The organism is Achromobacter sp. T5-5, from assembly GCF_055397965.1.
In genome coordinates, this window is the sequence record NZ_AP027919.1 from 3,198,772 (window position 1) to 3,216,026 (window position 17,255).

Annotated in this window: 18 protein-coding genes; 12 read left to right on the plus strand and 6 right to left on the minus strand. The window is 61.4% G+C overall.

Going from position 1 to position 17,255, the window contains the following annotated elements:
* Positions 1 to 339 precede the first annotated feature (339 nt).
* Positions 340 to 1,086 (minus strand): GntR family transcriptional regulator, encoded by a 747-nt coding sequence (locus tag ACZ50Q_RS14515; protein WP_464078750.1) that lies wholly within the window; start codon positions 1,084 to 1,086, stop codon positions 340 to 342.
* Between the two features lie 208 nt (positions 1,087 to 1,294).
* On the opposite strand from ACZ50Q_RS14515, the gene ACZ50Q_RS14520 reads away from it, so the two are divergent.
* The 11 genes from ACZ50Q_RS14520 to ACZ50Q_RS14570 all read left to right on the plus strand — a co-directional run bounded on the left by ACZ50Q_RS14520 (position 1,295) and on the right by ACZ50Q_RS14570 (position 10,853).
* Positions 1,295 to 2,143, plus strand: a complete 849-nt coding sequence (locus tag ACZ50Q_RS14520; RefSeq protein WP_464078751.1) for a fumarylacetoacetate hydrolase family protein — start codon at positions 1,295 to 1,297, stop codon at positions 2,141 to 2,143.
* A gap of 3 nt (positions 2,144 to 2,146) precedes the next feature.
* A complete protein-coding gene (locus tag ACZ50Q_RS14525) occupies positions 2,147 to 3,148 on the plus strand; it encodes an ornithine cyclodeaminase family protein (protein WP_464078752.1) in 1,002 nt (333 codons plus the stop codon).
* Positions 3,149 to 3,209: 61 nt separating this feature from the next.
* Positions 3,210 to 4,310, plus strand: a complete 1,101-nt coding sequence (locus ACZ50Q_RS14530; RefSeq protein ID WP_464078753.1) for a cupin domain-containing protein — start codon at positions 3,210 to 3,212, stop codon at positions 4,308 to 4,310.
* A gap of 26 nt (positions 4,311 to 4,336) precedes the next feature.
* Positions 4,337 to 4,828: an aromatic-ring-hydroxylating dioxygenase subunit beta gene (locus ACZ50Q_RS14535; protein WP_464078754.1), complete on the plus strand. Its 492-nt coding sequence runs from the start codon at positions 4,337 to 4,339 to the stop codon at positions 4,826 to 4,828.
* Positions 4,829 to 4,842: 14 nt separating this feature from the next.
* A complete protein-coding gene (locus ACZ50Q_RS14540; RefSeq protein WP_464078755.1) occupies positions 4,843 to 6,132 on the plus strand; it encodes an SRPBCC family protein in 1,290 nt (429 codons plus the stop codon).
* Positions 6,133 to 6,134: 2 nt separating this feature from the next.
* Positions 6,135 to 6,464, plus strand: a complete 330-nt coding sequence (locus ACZ50Q_RS14545; RefSeq protein ID WP_464078756.1) for a non-heme iron oxygenase ferredoxin subunit — start codon at positions 6,135 to 6,137, stop codon at positions 6,462 to 6,464.
* Positions 6,461 to 7,705, plus strand: coding sequence for an NAD(P)/FAD-dependent oxidoreductase (locus ACZ50Q_RS14550; RefSeq protein ID WP_464078757.1), 1,245 nt, complete (start codon positions 6,461 to 6,463; stop codon positions 7,703 to 7,705). Before ACZ50Q_RS14545 ends, ACZ50Q_RS14550 begins: the two co-directional genes overlap by 4 nt.
* On the plus strand, positions 7,702 to 8,133 hold the full coding sequence (locus ACZ50Q_RS14555) for a nuclear transport factor 2 family protein (protein ID WP_464078758.1): 432 nt from the start codon (positions 7,702 to 7,704) through the stop codon (positions 8,131 to 8,133). The genes ACZ50Q_RS14550 and ACZ50Q_RS14555 overlap by 4 nt, the downstream gene beginning before the upstream one ends.
* 32 nt (positions 8,134 to 8,165) lie before the next feature.
* A complete protein-coding gene (gene hpaH, locus ACZ50Q_RS14560) occupies positions 8,166 to 8,972 on the plus strand; it encodes a 2-oxo-hept-4-ene-1,7-dioate hydratase (RefSeq protein WP_464078759.1) in 807 nt (268 codons plus the stop codon).
* Positions 8,973 to 8,977: 5 nt separating this feature from the next.
* Positions 8,978 to 9,775, plus strand: coding sequence for a 4-hydroxy-2-oxoheptanedioate aldolase (gene hpaI, locus ACZ50Q_RS14565; protein WP_464078760.1), 798 nt, complete (start codon positions 8,978 to 8,980; stop codon positions 9,773 to 9,775).
* An 85-nt stretch (positions 9,776 to 9,860) separates the two neighbouring features.
* The gene (locus ACZ50Q_RS14570; protein WP_464078761.1) at positions 9,861 to 10,853 is read left to right on the plus strand and encodes a Bug family tripartite tricarboxylate transporter substrate binding protein; all 993 of its coding nucleotides are present in this window, start codon (positions 9,861 to 9,863) and stop codon (positions 10,851 to 10,853) included.
* A 155-nt stretch (positions 10,854 to 11,008) separates the two neighbouring features.
* Here ACZ50Q_RS14570 and ACZ50Q_RS14575 read toward each other — a convergent pair whose 3' ends face one another.
* From ACZ50Q_RS14575 to ACZ50Q_RS14595, 5 genes are all read right to left on the minus strand, one after another.
* Complete coding sequence (locus ACZ50Q_RS14575) at positions 11,009 to 12,019, minus strand: alpha/beta hydrolase (RefSeq protein ID WP_464078762.1); 1,011 nt, start codon at positions 12,017 to 12,019, stop codon at positions 11,009 to 11,011.
* A 189-nt stretch (positions 12,020 to 12,208) separates the two neighbouring features.
* A complete protein-coding gene (locus ACZ50Q_RS14580; protein WP_464078763.1) occupies positions 12,209 to 13,288 on the minus strand; it encodes an alpha/beta hydrolase in 1,080 nt (359 codons plus the stop codon).
* A gap of 2 nt (positions 13,289 to 13,290) precedes the next feature.
* Positions 13,291 to 14,115 carry a carboxymuconolactone decarboxylase family protein gene (locus ACZ50Q_RS14585; RefSeq protein ID WP_464078764.1) on the minus strand — a complete coding sequence of 275 codons (825 nt, stop codon included), beginning with the start codon at positions 14,113 to 14,115 and terminating at the stop codon, positions 13,291 to 13,293.
* Between the two features lie 180 nt (positions 14,116 to 14,295).
* Complete coding sequence (locus ACZ50Q_RS14590) at positions 14,296 to 15,189, minus strand: LysR family transcriptional regulator (RefSeq protein WP_464078765.1); 894 nt, start codon at positions 15,187 to 15,189, stop codon at positions 14,296 to 14,298.
* Positions 15,190 to 15,194: 5 nt separating this feature from the next.
* Positions 15,195 to 16,097 (minus strand): LysR family transcriptional regulator, encoded by a 903-nt coding sequence (locus tag ACZ50Q_RS14595; RefSeq protein WP_464078766.1) that lies wholly within the window; start codon positions 16,095 to 16,097, stop codon positions 15,195 to 15,197.
* Between the two features lie 158 nt (positions 16,098 to 16,255).
* Here ACZ50Q_RS14595 and ACZ50Q_RS14600 point away from each other — a divergent pair, with 158 nt between their 5' ends.
* Positions 16,256 to 17,245, plus strand: coding sequence for an aldo/keto reductase (locus ACZ50Q_RS14600; protein WP_464078767.1), 990 nt, complete (start codon positions 16,256 to 16,258; stop codon positions 17,243 to 17,245).
* Positions 17,246 to 17,255: the final 10 nt, after the last annotated feature.

Sequence of the window (17,255 nt, forward strand, 5' to 3'; positions counted from 1 at the left end):
ATGAAAGCGTCAAAGAGGATGAGTGAGACTGCGGGGGTGTTGGCTCAACGCCGGTGCGCCTTTCCGATAGACATGGGACGACAGGCCAGCAGTCAATAGGATGTTATAACATAACACTAAAAGGCGCATTGGACGTCGGCGATCGCGCATGGACGTTGTGCGTCTCTGCCTGTGTGCTCAGTGGCTAACGAAGAGCACGCGGCCAGGCAAATGATGGGGAGCGAGCGAAAAGATTCCTGAAACGTATGAACAGTGGCGGCACCGCATCGTCATCGAATGCGGCATTCCGCTGGCGGGAAGCTTCCTACACTTCCTCACGGAGAGTGGAGGTATCGCCTCTTACTCCGACCCTGTCGAATCCAACGCATTGGCGCTTAACGCCATGCTATGGCGTTCCGTTTTGATTGAGTCCAGCATGACCCGCTTGTTCTCGCGGCTGCGATACGCATGCTCGCGCATGAGGCTTTCCGCACGCGCTGCTTCACGTCGAGTAATGGCTCTCAGCAAGTCTTCATGGTCCGCTTGCGCGCGAAGGACATAAGGTGTCTCGACCGTAGACGGTGACGACGGCAGGGTCAGTGCGGCCGGTCCGGCCAAAGGCGTTTTGTTGTTGTGCTCCAACGCGGAAAGCAAGGCGCGATTGCCGGCGGCCTCGCAAAGGATCTCGTGGAACTGCTGGTTGATTCTGCCCCAGGCTCTTGCGTCCACGAGGGCGTGGGGGTCATGTACCGCCGGCGCGAGTAACTGACGTCCGGCGTCAACTGCCTGGGTCAGGCGTACGAGAACATCCGGAGATACGCCGCGTTCCGCGAGTAGACGTACTGCCATCCCCTCAAGAACGCCACGCACGTCAACAGCATCCCCGATTTCTTCGACCGTGAAGGCGCGAACCCGAAACCCGCGTGAGGGGAGTCGTTCCAGCAAGCCTTCCTTTTCCAGCTCCGTCATCGCGATGCGCAGCGGTGTACGCGACACCCCAAGCCGGGCCGCGAACTGAAGCTCGACGACTCGCTCTCCAGGTGTCAGCTCGCCCGAGAGAATCATGTCACGCAGCTCTGAGATGACTTTGTCGATTTGTGCGGCCATGGCGGTCCGTCCCTCCTTAGGCCCACAGTGTAGCGGCTCATTGCATGCAATGGTGCTGGCTTCAAAGCAAAAAAACTTGCGAAATCTCAATATTGCATGCAATATAAATAAAAACGGACCAAAGACAGTTGATTTTCAGTGTCTTTGCATGCAAAGGCGTTGAGCCAATGTTTTCGGACGAGACATTGGTCTGACAGGAGGAGACAAGATGAAGCTTCAAAGCTTCTTGCACGCAGGCGTGCCGGCATGGGGTGTACGCGAGGACGACCACGTCCGGCTCATGACCAAGCATTGGCCTGATGTAAGCAGTGCGCTGGCTGCCGGGCCGGATAGCCTCGCGCGAGCGGCGCGGGAACCCGGCGCCGTACTGAAGGTAGCCGGACTGCAATGGTTGCCTCCCGTTGTGGCACCGCGGAAGATACTTTGCGTGGGATTGAACTATGGGCGCCATGTGATGGAGGCGGGCCGGGACGTCCCCAAACACCCATCGGTTTTTGCTCGATACAGCGATTCCCTGGTGGGCCACCAGCAGTCCGTGTGGCGGCCCCGAGTCTCGGAAAAGCTCGATTTCGAAGCCGAGCTGGCTGTCGTTATTGGCCGCGGCGGGCGCCACATCCCCGTCGAACGCGCGCTCGAGCATGTTGCTGGCTACACCTGTATGGCCGAGAACTCGGTGCGCGACTTTCAAAAACACAACGCGCAGGTTACGCCGGGCAAAAACTTCGAGCGGTCAGGCGCGTTGGGGCCGTGGCTGGTCACGGCCGACGAGCTGCCTGATCCGACTGCGTTGCGTGTGCGCTCGTACCTCAACGGCGAGCTGATGCAGGACGGCGCAGTGTCCGACCTGATCTTCTCAATCCCGACACTCATCGCGTACATCAGCACCTTCACGCCACTTGCAGCGGGCGATGTGATCGCCACGGGAACACCCGAAGGCGTCGGGGCCACCCGACAGCCGCCACGCTTTTTGCGCGAGGGGGACGTCTTCGAAGTGGATATCGCCGGTGTCGGCAGGCTATCGAACCCCGTGATTAACGAACCCACCGAGCAAGGCTGAGCCATGACACAAGCGATTCGATATCTTTCCGAAGCCGACGTGGTTAGCGTGCTGGACATGCCGCGTGCGATCGATTCTCTGGCCGCCACGCTGGCGCTCCAGGGCCGTGGCCTCGCCCGCAATGTGCCCAAAGCACTGGCCACCTGGGGCGACGGCAGTTCCATGCATGCTTTGGGCTCAGTTGTGCAAGGGACCGGTGGTGTCTGCGGTTTCAAGAGTTGGGTGCATACCCGCCAAGGTGGCGGTTCGGTGTTCACGCTGTTCGATGCAGAGCGAGGCACCTTGCTGGCCGTGATCGAAGCGCGTGCGCTCGGAATGTTGCGGACGGCGGCAATCACCGGCTTGGCTACGCGCATGTTGGCCCCCGAGACGGCTCAGCATGCGGCACTGATCGGTACGGGACCGCAGGCGGTAACGCAGCTCGCGGCGCTGGCCGCGGTTCGCAACCTGCAGTCCATACGTGTTTACAGCCCGACGCCGGAGAAGCGCGCTGAGTTCGTGCGCCAGGCGCAGGCTCGCTACGAGTTCCCCGTCGTGGAAGCGATCACTTTGGACCGCGCGCTGGCGGGCGCCGAGATCGTGACCTTGATCACGCGCGCCGAACACCCCTTTGTCAATGCGGCCGCCTTGCGCGACTGCCGTCACCTTAACGCTGTGGGGGCGATTCTGCCGGCCAAGGCGGAGTTCACGCAGGACGTCTTCGAGCTTGCCGACCTCGTGGTTGTTGACGATCTTGAGAACGCGCGTCGCGGTTCCCGCGAACTCCGCGAACGCTATGGCGCAGGCGATGACCCGTGGCAGGGCGTGTCGGTGTTGTCCGATCTCCTGGCGGACGGTACGTGCTCGCCACGTCCGGCGGATGCACGAATGACGCTGTTCAAAGGAATGGGAATGGGGCTCTCCGACCTGGCTTTGGCCCGGGTGGTGTATCAGGCCGCGTGTGATCGCGACCTAGGCCAGTGTCTGGCTCCGCAAACACGCGAAAACCTGCTGCTCGCGCGCTGAGGGCAGCCCCCCCAAAAATCAATCCGGCGGACTGAACCTGCCGACAGACGAGGAGAACGAGATGTTCGTGGACGTGAGTGGGGCGGCGCCCCGACAACAGAATATGTGGCCGTCGGTCGTGATAGCCAAGGAAGACATTGATCGGGAAATTGAGCGATTGATCGACGCACCGCGCCCGGCCAACGGTCGCCGCGCCAGCTTGATCGTTCATCCCGAGGCGACCGCGCCGGGTTTGGGCCTGGCGCCGGGAACCGATGTCACGATCAACGTGGTGAATCCGGGAGAAAGCACACTAAACCTGCGCAAGAATTCCAACATGCTGGAGATCTGTATCAGCGGGGAAGGGGTGGCAAAGGTTGGAGGCCGCTCCTTTTCCATCGGCAAGTGGGATGTCTGGAACACCCCCTCAATGCAGATTCATAGCTATCGGAACGAAGGCAAGACACCCTGGGTGCGGTTGTCGTACTCCAATGCCCCGCTGCTCGAGAAGCTCGAGGTGCATTTCGTTGAGGAATTCGAAGGTGAGGTGGCACCATCCGACGCCAACACCACGCGTCGCGAAGGGCCGCCATCGGGAGTCGCTCGTGCGCGCGACCTGGCGCTCAACGCGCCAGTTGGCACCGAGGGTGCGCGGCTGCTGGGCTATGAATGGTTGATCGACATCGACGTGCTTGAATCGAAGGCACTGCATTGGCCCTACGCCAGCGTGGCAGCGCACTTGCCGTCGGTAGAAGACATCGCCAAGGGTTACAACGGCCGCCGTCTGTTCGTGCTCTACAACCCCGCCACCGAGCGGCGCATCGGCACCACCCACAGCTTCTTTGCCACCATTTCGAGTTCACCCCCTGACAACCATCATGTCCCGCATCGCCACAGTTCTTCCGCCATCAACTACTACCTGCGCGGTGAGGGCTATAGCAAGGTCAACGGAGTGCGCCTCGACTGGAAGGCCGGCGATCTGATCTTGTCGGCGCCTGGCTGGGCCATGCATTCCCATCACACCAAAAACAGCACCACATCTTCGCTCACGGTCCAGGACCATCCACTTCAGATCGCGATGGAGTCCCTGATCTGGCAGGAGCGGATGCAAGAACCCATTCTCGCGCTCGGTAGCCAAGGCGGCTTCGAAAGCAACAGGGCCCAGCTCGCCGCGGCGCGCTGATATCAACTGCAAGGATCCGTACTGATATGCCCCATCTCAACGACGTTTCCGCAGCGGCGCTGCGTGCCGAACTGCGTGATCTCTACGAGGATTACGCCTTGTGCCTGGACGAGGGTGAACTTGAAGCCTGGCCGGACTTCTTTACCGAAGATTGCCACTATCGCGTGTTGTCACGCGAGAACCACGACGCCGGCCTGCCGTTGGGCCTGATTTACTGCATGAACAAGAACATGCTGAAGGACCGGGTTACGGCGCTACGTGAGACGACCATGTTCGAACCACGTTCGCTGCGCCACTTCATCAGCGGCGTGAAAGTACGGCAGCAACATGCAGACCGGGTGGTTGCTCAGGCCAACTTCGCCATCATGGAATCGCTCTCGGATCGCGAACCTAGCCTGAATATGGTTGGCCGCTACCTCGACACCTGGAGGCAAACGGACGCGGGCTGGCGACTGGCCAGCCGCGACTGTGTCTACGACAACTACCGCGTGCGCACGTCGCTCATCATTCCCGTCTGAATCTGGAATCCGCCATGACCTGCACTCATACCCACCCCACCGAGGCCTGTTCCTCTCACGCGCCGGCCATCGCCGAGCAACCTATCCATATCGAACGCCGCTGGCCCGAAGAAGGCCACACTCGCATACCGAACTGGGTTTACACCGATCCTGCCGTATTTCAAAAGGAGATGGACGTCTTCTTCAACGGCAAGACCTGGAACTACATTGGATTGGAGTGCGAGGTGCCGGAAGTCGGTTGCTACAAGCGCAACTGGATAGGCACCAGCCCAGTCATCATGGTGCGTACCGACAGCGGCGAGATCGCTGTGCTCGAAAACCGGTGTGCGCACCGTGGTGCGCAAATCTGCTGGCAGAACACCGGCAAGGTGAAAGACTTCACATGCCCCTACCACCAGTGGAACTATGACTTGAACGGCAATCTGCAGGGCGTGCCGTTCCGCCGCGGCGCGATGGGCAAGGGCGGCATGCCACGCGATTTCGATCCCAAGCAGAACGGGATCCGGAAACTCCGCAGCGTCAATCGTGGCGGATCGATCTGGGCGACGTTTTCGGATGAGGCGCCCAGCTTCGAGGAATTCTGCGGGGCCGAGGTGTTGGCAGAAATTGATCACATGCTGCCGGGAAAGAAGCTCAAGTTGCTTGGGTATAGCCGCCAATTGATTCCCAGCAATTGGAAGATGTACCTGGAAAACCTCAAGGATCCCTACCACGCCACGCTGCTGCACACGTTCTATATCACTTTCGGCCTGTGGCGCGCCGATTCCAAATCCGAGTGCATTCCGACCGGCGGCGGCGCGCACAGCGTGATGGTGTCGCACAACGAAGGGAAGAAAGTCACGGAGGCGACTTCCGAGATGAGCCGCTTCCGCAATGACCTGGAACTGCTCGATCTGGAAACCGTAACGCCCAGGCAAGAGTTCAACCGGGGTCGAGTCGGCGGCGCGTGGGTGTTTCCAGCGGCGCAGTTCGGCATCCAGGCCAACTCGCTCAAGACGCGGCACGTGATACCGCGTAGCCCGACTGAACACGAACTGGTCTTCACCTATTACGGCTACGAAGACGACGATGAGGAGATGACGCGATTGCGTCTCAAACATGCCAATTTGCTTGGACCGGCGGGGTTCGTGTCGATGGACGACAGCGAAATGCTCAACCAGGTCCAGATTGGCGTCACCGGCTATCCCGATGCGCGCGGCATCGTGGAGATGGGTGGGCGGGACACGGAACCCGCTGACTACATGGTGACCGAGGTGCTCATCCGGTCGTTCTATCAGTATTACCGCCAGGCAATGGGGTTTTGATCATGGTCGATACCGAACTTTGGAAACCGGTGGCGCTGGTGAAGGACATTTCGCCGGACACCCACACCCTGCGCGTGATGCTGGAAGGGGAGGCCGTCTGTCTCTATGACTTGGACGGAAAGGTTTGTGCGACGCAGGACAAGTGTCCGCACGGCAATGCCAGTCTGGCCGAAGGCTGGGTCGAGGATGGCACAGTCGAATGCCCGTTGCACCAAGGCGTGTTCGAAATCGCCACAGGCAAACATCAGTGTCCGCCCGTGACCTCCGACCTGCGCTGTTATGAAGTCCGGATCGAGGACGGCACCGTGTTCCTACGGTCCGAGGCGGCATGAGCGCGCCCGGCACCATGCTGATCGTTGGCGCGGGCCAGGCGGGTGCGTGGGCGGCGCGTACGCTGCGCGAGAGCGGGCATGCCGGCCGCATCGTGCTGTGCGGCGCGGAAAGACATGCACCGTACGAGCGCCCGCCCTTGTCGAAGGGGCTGATTACTGGCGTCAGCGGCGTGGCGGATTCCGAGGTTCTCGGGCTTGCCGAAATGGAGGATCGAGCGATTGAATTCCTGCCATCTCTGGAAGCCGTGAAGATCGATCCGGCCAGCCGCGTCGTGTTGTTTGGCGATGGGCGACAAATCAGCTACGAAAAGTTGTTGCTGGCCACCGGCGGAAGTCCCTGCCGCCCGCGTCTGCCGGGGCTCGACAGCCCGCGGGTGCACACGTTGCGCACGCTTGACGATGCGTTGGCGCTGCGGCGGGCATTCGCCAAAGCGCCGCGAACCGTAATCATTGGCGGCGGCTGGATTGGGCTGGAGACAGCCGCTACGGCGTGTTCGTTGGGTTGTTCGGTTTCCGTGATCGAGGCCAGCCCACGCCTTTGCGGCCGCAGTCTGATGTCGCCGGTGTCGGAATGGCTACTTGAACGCCACGAGGCCGCCGGCGTCTGCGTACGGCTGGGGCATGGCGTGACAGCGCTCAACGACGATGCCGACGGCATTCGCGTGCGCCTTGACGACGGCAGCGTGATCGTGGCCGATCTGGTGTTGGTGGGCGTGGGCATGCAACCCAACGACGCGCTTGCGCGGGAGGCAGGGTTGGACTGCGGGCAGGGCGTTCGTGTCGATGCCGCTTGCCGGACCTCGGATCCGCACATCTATGCGGCTGGCGATGTGGCGGTGCTGGCGCATCCCCGCGCGCCGCAGGGGCTGCGTCTCGAGTCGTGGCAGAACGCTCAGGATCAGGGCGTCGCGGCAGCGCGCGCCATGCTGGGGCAGACGGTCGCTTACATGCCGGTGCCGCTGCTTTGGTCCGAACAATATGAACACATGATCCAGATCGCAGGTTTCCCGAATCTGGCGCAGCACACAGTGTGGCGCGCCACGCCCGGCGGCGGCAGGCTTTACCTCGGCGTGGATACCAGCGGCGTAACGGTCGCGGCGGTCGGCATCGATGCCGGTCGGGACTTCCGAGCCGCTCGAAAATCGGTCGAGCAGAACGCGCAAGCGCCGCTCGCCGGCTACCAATCCTGTGACGCCTCAGCCCCCGCCGGGTCGTCCGCGAACTCGGAGTTGACGGCATGAACGATAAGACCCCCCCACGCTGCGAGGACGCCGCTGCGCAGGTGCTGAATTTCTTTGAAGCGCTGGACCAGCGGCGTCACGGCGATGTTGCCAAGCTGATGGCCAGCGATGGAACCTGGCACCGGCAAGGGCGCGCGCTGACCGGTCCCGACGAAGTGGCGGCGGCGCTTGCCACACGTGACCCCGCTCGGCAGACGGCGCACATCGTCACCAACCTACAGGCGGAGCTTACCGATCCCGGCCGCGCGCGCGTGCGCTTCTATCTGCTTGCTTACGAGAGCCGAACCGACGGGGGTACGCAGGACGCAGCACCACGTCTGGTCGCGATCCGCTTCTGCACTGACGAGCTTGTGCATGGCGAATCAGGCTGGCGCTTCGCCAGCCGGGTAAGCCACCGCCACCTGCCTCCTGAGGCGCTCGCGCGCTGATACCCGAATCCCTTTCCTAATAGAGGTCATTCATGGCTCTTGACGCCACCCTCATTGATGCCATTGCGCGCCGCCTACACGAGGCGGAACGCTCCCGCACCCAGATCCGACAAATATCGCTCGATCATCCCGAGATGGATATCAACGACGGTTACGCGATTCAACGCCGTTGGGTCGAGCTCAAACTAACCGAAGGCCGCCGACTGGTGGGTCACAAGATCGGGCTTACCTCTCGTGCCATGCAATTGTCGTCGCAGATCGACGAGCCCGATTTCGGCGCGCTGCTCGACGATATGTTGTTTGCTGACGGGGCGGTGATCGACCGTGATCGATTCATCGTGCCGCGGCTGGAGGTCGAACTCGCATTCATTCTGGACAAGCCGCTGCGGGGGCCGAACGTCACGCTGTTCGACGTGCTGGATTCGGTGCGATACGTGATTCCGGCGTTGGAGATCATCGATGCGCGATCTCATCAGATAGACCCCGAATCCCATCGGCCGCGCAAAGTTTTCGACACCATCGCCGATAACGCCGCCAACGCCGGGGTCGTGATGGGTGGTCGTCCGGTCCGCGTCAATGATGTCGACCTGCGCTGGGTTGGCGCCATCCTGTCGCGCAATGCCGTGATTGAGGAGACCGGCCTCGCCGCCGGCGTCCTGAACCATCCCGCGAACGGCGTGGTGTGGTTGGCCAACAGGCTTGCCGGCCACGATGTGGGCCTGGAGCGCGATCAGATCGTGCTGAGCGGGTCCTTCACGCGTCCCGTCTATGCCGAGCGCGGCGACGTCTTTCATGTCGACTACGGCCCGCTGGGTGCCGTGAGCTGCTGCTTCAAGTGATGTCCATGAAAACACCGAACAACACCTTCAAAGCCGCGCTGGCGCGCGGCGACTCTCAAATCGGTCTGTGGCTGGGGCTGGCCAATGGCTATGCCGCGGAAGTGGTGGCGGGTGCTGGTTTCGACTGGCTGCTCATCGATGGCGAACATGCGCCCAATACGTTGGACAGCATTCTGGCGCAGCTGCAGACACTAGCCGCCTATCCATTGGAACCCGTGGTGCGCCCAGCCTGGAATGATCCCGTAGAGATCAAACGCCTACTCGACTTGGGCGCGCGAACGCTGCTGGTGCCGATGATACAGAGCGCCGATGAAGCCGCCGCGGCGGTGGCGGCGATGCGGTATCCGCCGTCCGGTATACGGGGCGTGGGGAGTGCCCTGGCGCGGGCTTCGCGCTGGCAACGACTGCCTGCCTATCTGGATGAGGCTAATGGCGCAATGTGCACGCTCGTTCAGGTCGAAACCCGGCGCGGGATCGAGGCGCTGGACGAAATCTGCGCCGTTGACGGCGTGGACGGCGTTTTCATCGGGCCGGCGGACCTCGCGGCCGACTATGGGTATCTGGGAAGGCCTGGTGATCCGGCAATGCAAGAGGTTATCGAGGCCGCATTGAAGCGCATCCGGCTGCACGGCAAGGCGGCGGGCATCCTGATCAGCGACCAGAAACTCGCAGCACGGTACATCGCATGCGGCAGCCTGTTCACTGCCGTGGGCGTGGACGCCACATTGCTTGCTCGGGCCGCAACCGATTTGGCTGCGGGGTATGGCCGCGCCGCCACCAGCGGCGTGGCGGGCATTTATTGAATCAGAGTCGGCGGACATTTCGCCGAGGATTCTGCACACCGAAAGGCCAGGATAAGGCCATCGGAAAACCTATGGAGACAACGATATGAGTTTCGGCAAGTCGAAAAGGGCCCTGTGGGCCATCAGCATCGCATCCTTAGTCGCATCGGCCGCACCGGTCAGCAGCGCGATCGGTGGCGATTCTTGGCCCAGCCGGCCAATCAACCTGATCGTACCGTTCCCGGCGGGCGGCGGTGGAGACACGCTGGCGCGGCTGATCAGTGAGCCGCTGGCACGCGAACTGGGCCAGACCATCGTGATCGAGAACAAGCCAGGTGCCGGCGGCAATATCGGGACGGCCACTGCGTCTCGCGCGGAACCCAACGGCTATACGCTGGCATACGCTACCAATGGCACGCAGGCGATCAATCACTGGCTCTACAAGACGACAGGATTCTCCCGTGACGATTTCGAACCGATTTCGCGCCTGACCACGATCGCCGCCGCGGTCGTGGTCAATCCTAATGATCCTTACCGCTCGCTTCAAGAACTGCTCGACGCCGCGCGTGCGAAGCCTGGTTCGCTTACCTGTGGATCAGCCGGCAACGGCACAACCTCGCACCTGGCCTGTGAACAGCTTAAGCAGATGGCAGGCGTAAACATTGTTCACATTCCCTATAAAGGAGGAGCGGCGGCAATGACCGACCTGATGGGTGGCCGACTTTCCCTGCTGATCGACGTGATGCCAAACGTCGCACCGCAAATTAAAGCGAACCGCTTACGAGCGCTTGCGGTCACCACCAGCGAGCGAGTAGCCTCCGTGCCTGATATTCCTACCGTGGCCGAGGCGGGCGTTCCGGGGTACTCATTCTTTGCCTGGGATGCACTGTATGCACCCAAAGGGACACCGACTGCGGTACTGGATCGTGTGAACGCCGCCGTGCACAAAATTCTGTCTCAAGCCGAAGTGCGATCCCAATTGGAGGTTAGGGGGGCTCAGCCCGCACCGACGTCTCGCGAAGGACTGAAACAGTTCTCAAATGAAGAGTACGACCGATTGGGCAAGGTCGTTCGTACTGCCGGCGCCATGATCGACTGAGTCATTTACCTGATGCGTTGGCGGCGACTACCAGTTCGCCGTCAACGCCGTATCGAAGCACCGACAGGGGAGGTGACGGCAGTCAGCGTACGGTCAATCGGGCGGCCTGCTGGCGCGAGGACCGCCCGTGCTGCATCAACGTCGCCTTATTTCGATCACAGGGTTCGAGCGTAGAACGGCTTGAGTTGACCGAGCGCGGCATCCACATACTTGGGCACCCAGTAGGTCTCGATATGGGTCGCGCCTTCGATCAGGAACAGTTGCTTGTCGTTGGTACCCGTGGCCTTCGGGAAGGCTTCTTCGGTCATATACAGGCTGTCCGCTTTGCTGCCGGCGATCATCAGCAAGGGCTGGTTGATCAATTCGATCTGTTCGGTTGCATCCCAGCGCATCAGATCCAACAGGCTGCTGGTCGTGTACTTGAAGGTCGAGCCGGGGTGGGCGTGCGTCCTCCAGTAATACTCGTAGCCCTGCCGGTACATTTCGAACGGCAGCGCGGCAATCTGAGCATCTGTCATGTCGGCGTCGCCAGAGTACGGAATCTTTCCTCCCGCCTTTTCCTGAGCGCGTGCTTCGGACGCTTGCTTCAGGCGCTGCTGGATCGTGTTCAGTTGAGAATCGGCGAAGCCATTCCGACGAACCCGGCCGGAGTTGAACATGCTGAGGGTCGCGATCGACTTGAAGCGCTTGTCGGACTTTGCCGCGGACAACGAGTAGCCGCCTCCGCCGCAAATGCCGAGTAGCCCCAGGCGCGTCGCATCAACACCCGGGTACTGAGTGATGAAGTCCGCTGCGCCGTGGATGTCCTCTATGCGGAATTGCGGCTTGTCCGTGCTGCGGGGCTCGCCGCCACTGCCGCCCTGATAGGCGGCATCCATCGCGATCGTAATGTAGCCAAGTTCGGCCAGGTGCTGGGCATACAGGCCAGCGACCTGCTCCTTCACGCCGCCATTGGGATGGGCCACGACGATCGCGGGATATTTTTTCTGCGCATCGTAGTTCGACGGGGTGTAGACGTTGGCAACGATATCCAGGCCGTTCAGCTTGTACTTGACCGGATGAATATTGACCTTGCCCGGTTCATTCTTCGAGAGGGCGCCAGCGTAGACCAGCGTAAAGGGATTCTTCTTGTAGTCGGCTGCGGCGGCGGTGGCGGTGGCGCTCATTATTGGAACTCCTATGATTGCACTGGTGACAGCGAACGCGGATGCGCCGAGAAAATCGCGTCGGGTTCTGCTGATAAATGGATCTTTCATCTCAATTCCCACTATTGTTGATTGCGGCGGCTGGTGTTGCGGTAGCTGGGCGGATTTCCCAATGTCTAGGCGATGCATCAGGCTGCACTTGCGCGCTTGTCAATCCAGACCTTTCGCGGCAAGAAACCGTGACACCAGGTCGGCGATCTGGATGTTGTTCAGGTCGGACATCAGAAAATGCGTGTTGCCCCGAATGCCGACTTCCGGCAGGTGCACGAGTTGCGCGTCGCCACCATGTTTGTTGATGGCAGCGACCCAAAGGCGGGCCATGGCCAGGCGCACCCGCCAGTTGTCCTGTCCGCGCTCCGTGGTCGGCTCGGTCGGAAAGTTGTCGCCGTAATAGATGATGATCGGGATGCGCGTGAGCTTCTCGAAGTCTGCCAGCGGCACACCCTCGGGCGTAAGCGTCCCTGCCGCGCTTGGCATCGCGGGGGGAAGCTCCCCTTCAGGGAAGATGAACCCGCTACCGGGTTCCAAGGCGACGATTCCCTTGACGTTCTTGCTTTTGATCGCGGTCAACCACCCCGGTCCGCCTGCCTGAGAATGCGATATCAGGATGGCGGGCCCCGTCTTTTCGAACAGCGCGGCCATGGCGTCCGAAATCACCCCGGCATCGAAAGGACCGGTATTGGGCGTGACCGAACGGAAGAACTGATCCAGCGTTTCAGGCTTGCGGTCGAACTGCACGTTGTCGAAGTAACGTGGCCATTTGCCGATCCGGAATTGATCGAAGAACAGTTGATCAAAGGGGGAGGGCTCGATCGTGGTTGCCACGGTGCTATTGCCGGCGCGACCGCGGCGAGGCTGATCGACGAGATAAACCGGAAAGCCACGACGCAGAAAGAGGGTCTGAAAACCTTCACGGCCGTCTGACGTCGTTTCCCAGCTACGCGCCGATTGGTAAGCACCATGCAGCATGACCAAAGGCAGCGGTCTGGGGTTCTGCGGGACTTGATAGAAGGCGTAGAGGTGATCGCCGTGGAATGTCTGCCCTTCGGCGGTTGGCTTGTTGTTGTCGTACTGGCCAGGCTTCTGCAGGACGCTTCCGCCGACAGCGAAGCTGCCTTGTTCCTGGATGACAAGCGGACCGCTGGCATTGCGCGGGTTGTCGGGGAGGGCTGTGCAAGCCGTCATCGAGCTCAGCGCGATGCACGCGAACAGGGTTTTGGTGAGGTTCATGTTCAGCGTCCCGAGGTCGCGGCAAGGGCCTGAGTCAAGGCCGCATCCGCACGCTCCGCGGCCTGTTTGTCGCCGCGCTCAGCCAGAACCTGGGTCAACTGGCGCAACTGCGCTGCCGTCAAGCCTACCCGCATGCTGGCCCGCATGTGCGAACGCAACTGCGCTTCCACGCCGGGCGTGGCCGCCAGCGCCCCGACAGTGGCCAATTCGCGGCTCTGCCAGTCGAGGTTGTCGCGCTCGAAGATGTCGCCGAACAAATGAGCTTGCAGGAATTGATTGATGATGGGGGCAAAGTCCATGACGGGGCCGGTCACCGGCGCGCCCGAGATGCGGGTCTGATTGGCCTTGCCTACCGCTATCAGTTCGTCCCCGGTGGGAATGGCGCGGCTGGGTTCGCGTCCCGGTGCGTCTTGAATCCCGCGTTGCTTGCGTGCCTCGACCACCTTCAGGAGTTCGCCGAGCGCGTTAAGGCTTTTAGGAAAGCCGACGTATGCATACAGCTGCACCAGGATTTCCTTGGCCTCGCTGATGGTCATGCCGGCGTCAAGCCCCTGGTTCAAGGCTGTGTTCAATTGGGGCATATCGCTTGCGGCCATGAAGGCGGCGATCAGGGGCACGGCCTGCTGCTTGGCGGACAAGGTATCCGAGGCGGCTTGTGCGGGCATCGCTTGCGTTGCCTCATTTTTTGCAGTGGCATGACCGGATGCGAGCGTTAGCCCGGAAGTCAGTGCCATCACGACGCCCAACGTGCTGATCGCGGGCTTGTAAGCAGGCTTTTTTTGAATCATCGGTGACAGCTCCATCCCGTTGCTCGGTTTGGCCGGCATGCATATCGGCCAGGGGTGGCGGCATGGTGTCGGCGAAAGGCAAAACGCCGGATGAGGGCTTGAGTTTGCCTTTCCTTTCTGGGAGCTGAAATGCTACGGGATGCGGACGCGTCGATTAAGCCCCTGATTCCGCATTCACTACTGAGGTGAACTCATAAATGACGCGGAGCCGCGAACTGGCTATGCGCGATGTCGCAATGCTTCGACAATGACTGCCAAAGCGCCGGAGGACTGGCGCCGGCTTGGGTAATAAAGGTGGTACCCCGGATACGGGCTGCACCAGTCTTGCAGCACACGAATAAGCCGCCCCGCGGCGATATCCTCCAACACCATATCCTCCGGAACGTAGGCCAACCCACAGCCCGCCAAGGCTGCCCGGGCAATGGAGGAACTATTGTTGAACACCCATTGGCCGCTGACGGGGTACTTGGCCTCTTCGCCATCCCGGTCAAGATCCCAAGGAAGGAAGCCTCCGTGCGTCGGAAGTCGCAGCCGGATGCAATCGTGTCGAGTCAGTTCCTGGGGCGAGCGGGGGGTGGACCGTGCGGCGAAGTACTCCGGCGAGCCCACTACCGCCATGCGCAGGTCCGGGCTGATGCGTACAGCGATCATGTCCTTGGCGACTTGGTCTCCCACTCGAACGCCGGCGTCAAAGCGTTGGGAGACGATGTCCGCCATCGTGTAGTCGATGCTGATCTCGACGTTGATGTCGGGATAGTCGCGCATGACCTTGGACAGCTTGGGCCAGAGAACGCTGGTTGCTGCATGTTCGGCGGAAGTGATGCGGATGGTTCCCACCGGCTTGTCGCGTAGATCCTTGACGGCCGCCACCTCGGCATCGATGTCGTCGAAACGAGGCGCCACACTGTTGAACAGGCGTTCGCCCGCTTCGGTGGTCGCAATATTGCGAGTGGTGCGCGTCAGCAGCCGGACGCCCAGCCGGGTTTCGAGGCCGCGAACGGCATGGCTCAAGGCAGAGGGCGATACGCCAAGCAGGGCGGACGCCCGAGTGAAACTGCCTTCACGCACGACATGAACAAAGGCGAGAACATCGCTGAAAGTCTCCAGGGCCATATCAGTCACACCTCTTTCTCGGGGTGACGCAATGCGTCGATCAGCACGGTCATTGCTCGGGACAGATGCCGGCGGCTGGGGTAATAGAGATGGTATCCAGGAAGCGTCGGACACCAATCCGCGAGGACCGTCCGCAGGCGGCCCTTCGCGATATGGGGGGCAGCCATCTCTTCGGTCAGGTATCCAAGGCCAAAGCCGGCCAGCGCCGCCTGAAGGATGGGCTTGGTCCGGTTGAAGACAAGCGGCCCATCGACTCGAACGCTGATCTGCTGTTTTCCCTTCTTGAACTCCCACGCGTAGAGCTCCCCGTGGCTCATCAGGCGCAGATTGATGCAGTCGTGATCGGCCAGCTCCTGCGGTCTCAAGGGAATGGGCCGTTTGGCGAAGTAGGCGGGTGAGCCGACGATCACGAAACGCAAGTCCGGGCTGATGCGTACGGTGGTCATGTCCCGGGCCAGATCGCCGCCAAGGCGCACGCCCATGTCGTAGCGCTCCGCGACGAGATCGACGAAGCGTGATTCCGCGTTGATCTCGACCTTGATCAGGGGGTACTCGGGAAGCACTTTCGCAAGCCTGGGCCAGAGCACGGTGTCGGCAGCGTTCTCGCTGGCAGTGATGCGGATCGTGCCGGCCGGCTTGTCCCGCAGTTCTCCGACAGCCAACAGCTCGGCCTCGATTTCCTGGAAACGGGGAGCGATGTTTTGCATCAATCGTTCCCCGGCCTCTGTCGGCGAAACGCTCCGGGTGGTGCGCGTCAACAGGCGAACGCCCATCTTGGCCTCAAGAGCGCGAATCAGATGGCTCAATGCCGATTGGGAGACGCCGAGTTGCGCCGCGGCACGCGTGAAGCTCTGTTCACGCGCGACCGCAATGAACGCCAAGAGGTCGTTGTAGCTGTTTTTCGCCATCTATGAGTTCACCTCATAAGTATTTGCGGATTTTACTCTCTAGTGCTGGCCAGACATGATGGCTACATTGGCTGAGGTAGCGATGCCGCCAGCTGTCCCGCCGTATGGCGAACTCTGGCGGGTCATATTGGACGGGCGCGTTTGAAGGAGTAAGACATATGCAAAAGCGGAAACTTGGAAATAGCACGTTGGAAGTTTCAGCCCTCGGGTTAGGGTGCATGGGCCTGAGTCACGGTTATGGGCCGGCCACGGACACCCGGCAAGCGGTATCGCTGATTCGCGCCGCAGTCGATCGCGGTGTGACCTTCTTCGATACGGCGGAGGTGTACGGCCCCTACCTTAACGAGGAGGTCGTGGGCGAAGCGCTGGCCCCTGTGCGCGACCAGGTCGTAATCGCCACCAAGTTCGGTTTTACCTTCGGCGACGACAACAAGCAGCAGATCCTCAACAGTCGCCCCGAGCACATCCGTTGGGCCGTCGAAGGTTCTCTCAAGCGCCTGAAGACCGACGTGATCGATTTGCTCTACCAGCATCGCGTCGATCCCGACGTGCCCATTGAGGAAGTCGCTGGCACGGTCAAGGACTTGATCGCCGAAGGCAAGGTCAAGCACTTCGGCCTGTCGGAAGCGGGCGTACAGACGATCCGCCGCGCGCACGCTGTGCAGCCGGTCACCGCCTTGCAGAGCGAGTATTCGCTGTGGTGGCGCGAGCCGGAACAGGAAGTCTTGCCGACCTTGGAAGAGCTTGGCATCGGTTTCGTCCCCTTCAGTCCGTTGGGCAAGGGGTTCCTGACGGGCGCCATCAAGGACGGCGCGACCTTCGGCAGCGACGACTTCCGCAGCAAAGTGCCGCGCTTCTCGCCGGAGGCGATCCGGGCGAACCAGGCCTTGGTGGACCTGCTCGGCCAGATTGCCAGGGACAAGGGCGTAACGGCCGCGCAGATCGCACTTGCCTGGCTGCTGGCCCAAAAGCCCTGGATCGTGCCTATCCCTGGAACCACCAAGCTGCATCGCCTGGAAGAGAACCTGGGCGCCGCCTCCGTCGACCTGTCCGCCACCGATCTTTCCAGGATCGCGCAGGCCTTGGGGGACGTGAAAATTCAAGGCGACCGCTATCCGGCCGCATTACAGGCCCGCGTGGGTCGATGACATCAAGGAG

Excerpts from the sequence above, each read along its gene's own strand:
- ACZ50Q_RS14515 (WP_464078750.1), bottom strand. The coding sequence starts at position 1,086 with ATGGCCGCACAAATCGACAAAGTCATCTCAGAGCTGCGTGACATGATT.
- ACZ50Q_RS14580 (WP_464078763.1), bottom strand. The coding sequence starts at position 13,288 with ATGAACCTCACCAAAACCCTGTTCGCGTGCATCGCGCTGAGCTCGATG.
- ACZ50Q_RS14545 (WP_464078756.1), top strand. The coding sequence starts at position 6,135 with ATGGTCGATACCGAACTTTGGAAACCGGTGGCGCTGGTGAAGGACATT.
- ACZ50Q_RS14570 (WP_464078761.1), top strand. The coding sequence starts at position 9,861 with ATGAGTTTCGGCAAGTCGAAAAGGGCCCTGTGGGCCATCAGCATCGCA.
- ACZ50Q_RS14600 (WP_464078767.1), top strand. The coding sequence starts at position 16,256 with ATGCAAAAGCGGAAACTTGGAAATAGCACGTTGGAAGTTTCAGCCCTC.
- ACZ50Q_RS14530 (WP_464078753.1), top strand. The coding sequence starts at position 3,210 with ATGTTCGTGGACGTGAGTGGGGCGGCGCCCCGACAACAGAATATGTGG.
- ACZ50Q_RS14585 (WP_464078764.1), bottom strand. The coding sequence starts at position 14,115 with ATGCCGGCCAAACCGAGCAACGGGATGGAGCTGTCACCGATGATTCAA.
- ACZ50Q_RS14555 (WP_464078758.1), top strand. The coding sequence starts at position 7,702 with ATGAACGATAAGACCCCCCCACGCTGCGAGGACGCCGCTGCGCAGGTG.
- ACZ50Q_RS14520 (WP_464078751.1), top strand. The coding sequence starts at position 1,295 with ATGAAGCTTCAAAGCTTCTTGCACGCAGGCGTGCCGGCATGGGGTGTA.
- ACZ50Q_RS14550 (WP_464078757.1), top strand. The coding sequence starts at position 6,461 with ATGAGCGCGCCCGGCACCATGCTGATCGTTGGCGCGGGCCAGGCGGGT.
- ACZ50Q_RS14535 (WP_464078754.1), top strand. The coding sequence starts at position 4,337 with ATGCCCCATCTCAACGACGTTTCCGCAGCGGCGCTGCGTGCCGAACTG.
- ACZ50Q_RS14595 (WP_464078766.1), bottom strand. The coding sequence starts at position 16,097 with ATGGCGAAAAACAGCTACAACGACCTCTTGGCGTTCATTGCGGTCGCG.
- ACZ50Q_RS14575 (WP_464078762.1), bottom strand. The coding sequence starts at position 12,019 with ATGAGCGCCACCGCCACCGCCGCCGCAGCCGACTACAAGAAGAATCCC.
- hpaH (WP_464078759.1), top strand. The coding sequence starts at position 8,166 with ATGGCTCTTGACGCCACCCTCATTGATGCCATTGCGCGCCGCCTACAC.
- hpaI (WP_464078760.1), top strand. The coding sequence starts at position 8,978 with ATGAAAACACCGAACAACACCTTCAAAGCCGCGCTGGCGCGCGGCGAC.
- ACZ50Q_RS14590 (WP_464078765.1), bottom strand. The coding sequence starts at position 15,189 with ATGGCCCTGGAGACTTTCAGCGATGTTCTCGCCTTTGTTCATGTCGTG.
- ACZ50Q_RS14540 (WP_464078755.1), top strand. The coding sequence starts at position 4,843 with ATGACCTGCACTCATACCCACCCCACCGAGGCCTGTTCCTCTCACGCG.
- ACZ50Q_RS14525 (WP_464078752.1), top strand. The coding sequence starts at position 2,147 with ATGACACAAGCGATTCGATATCTTTCCGAAGCCGACGTGGTTAGCGTG.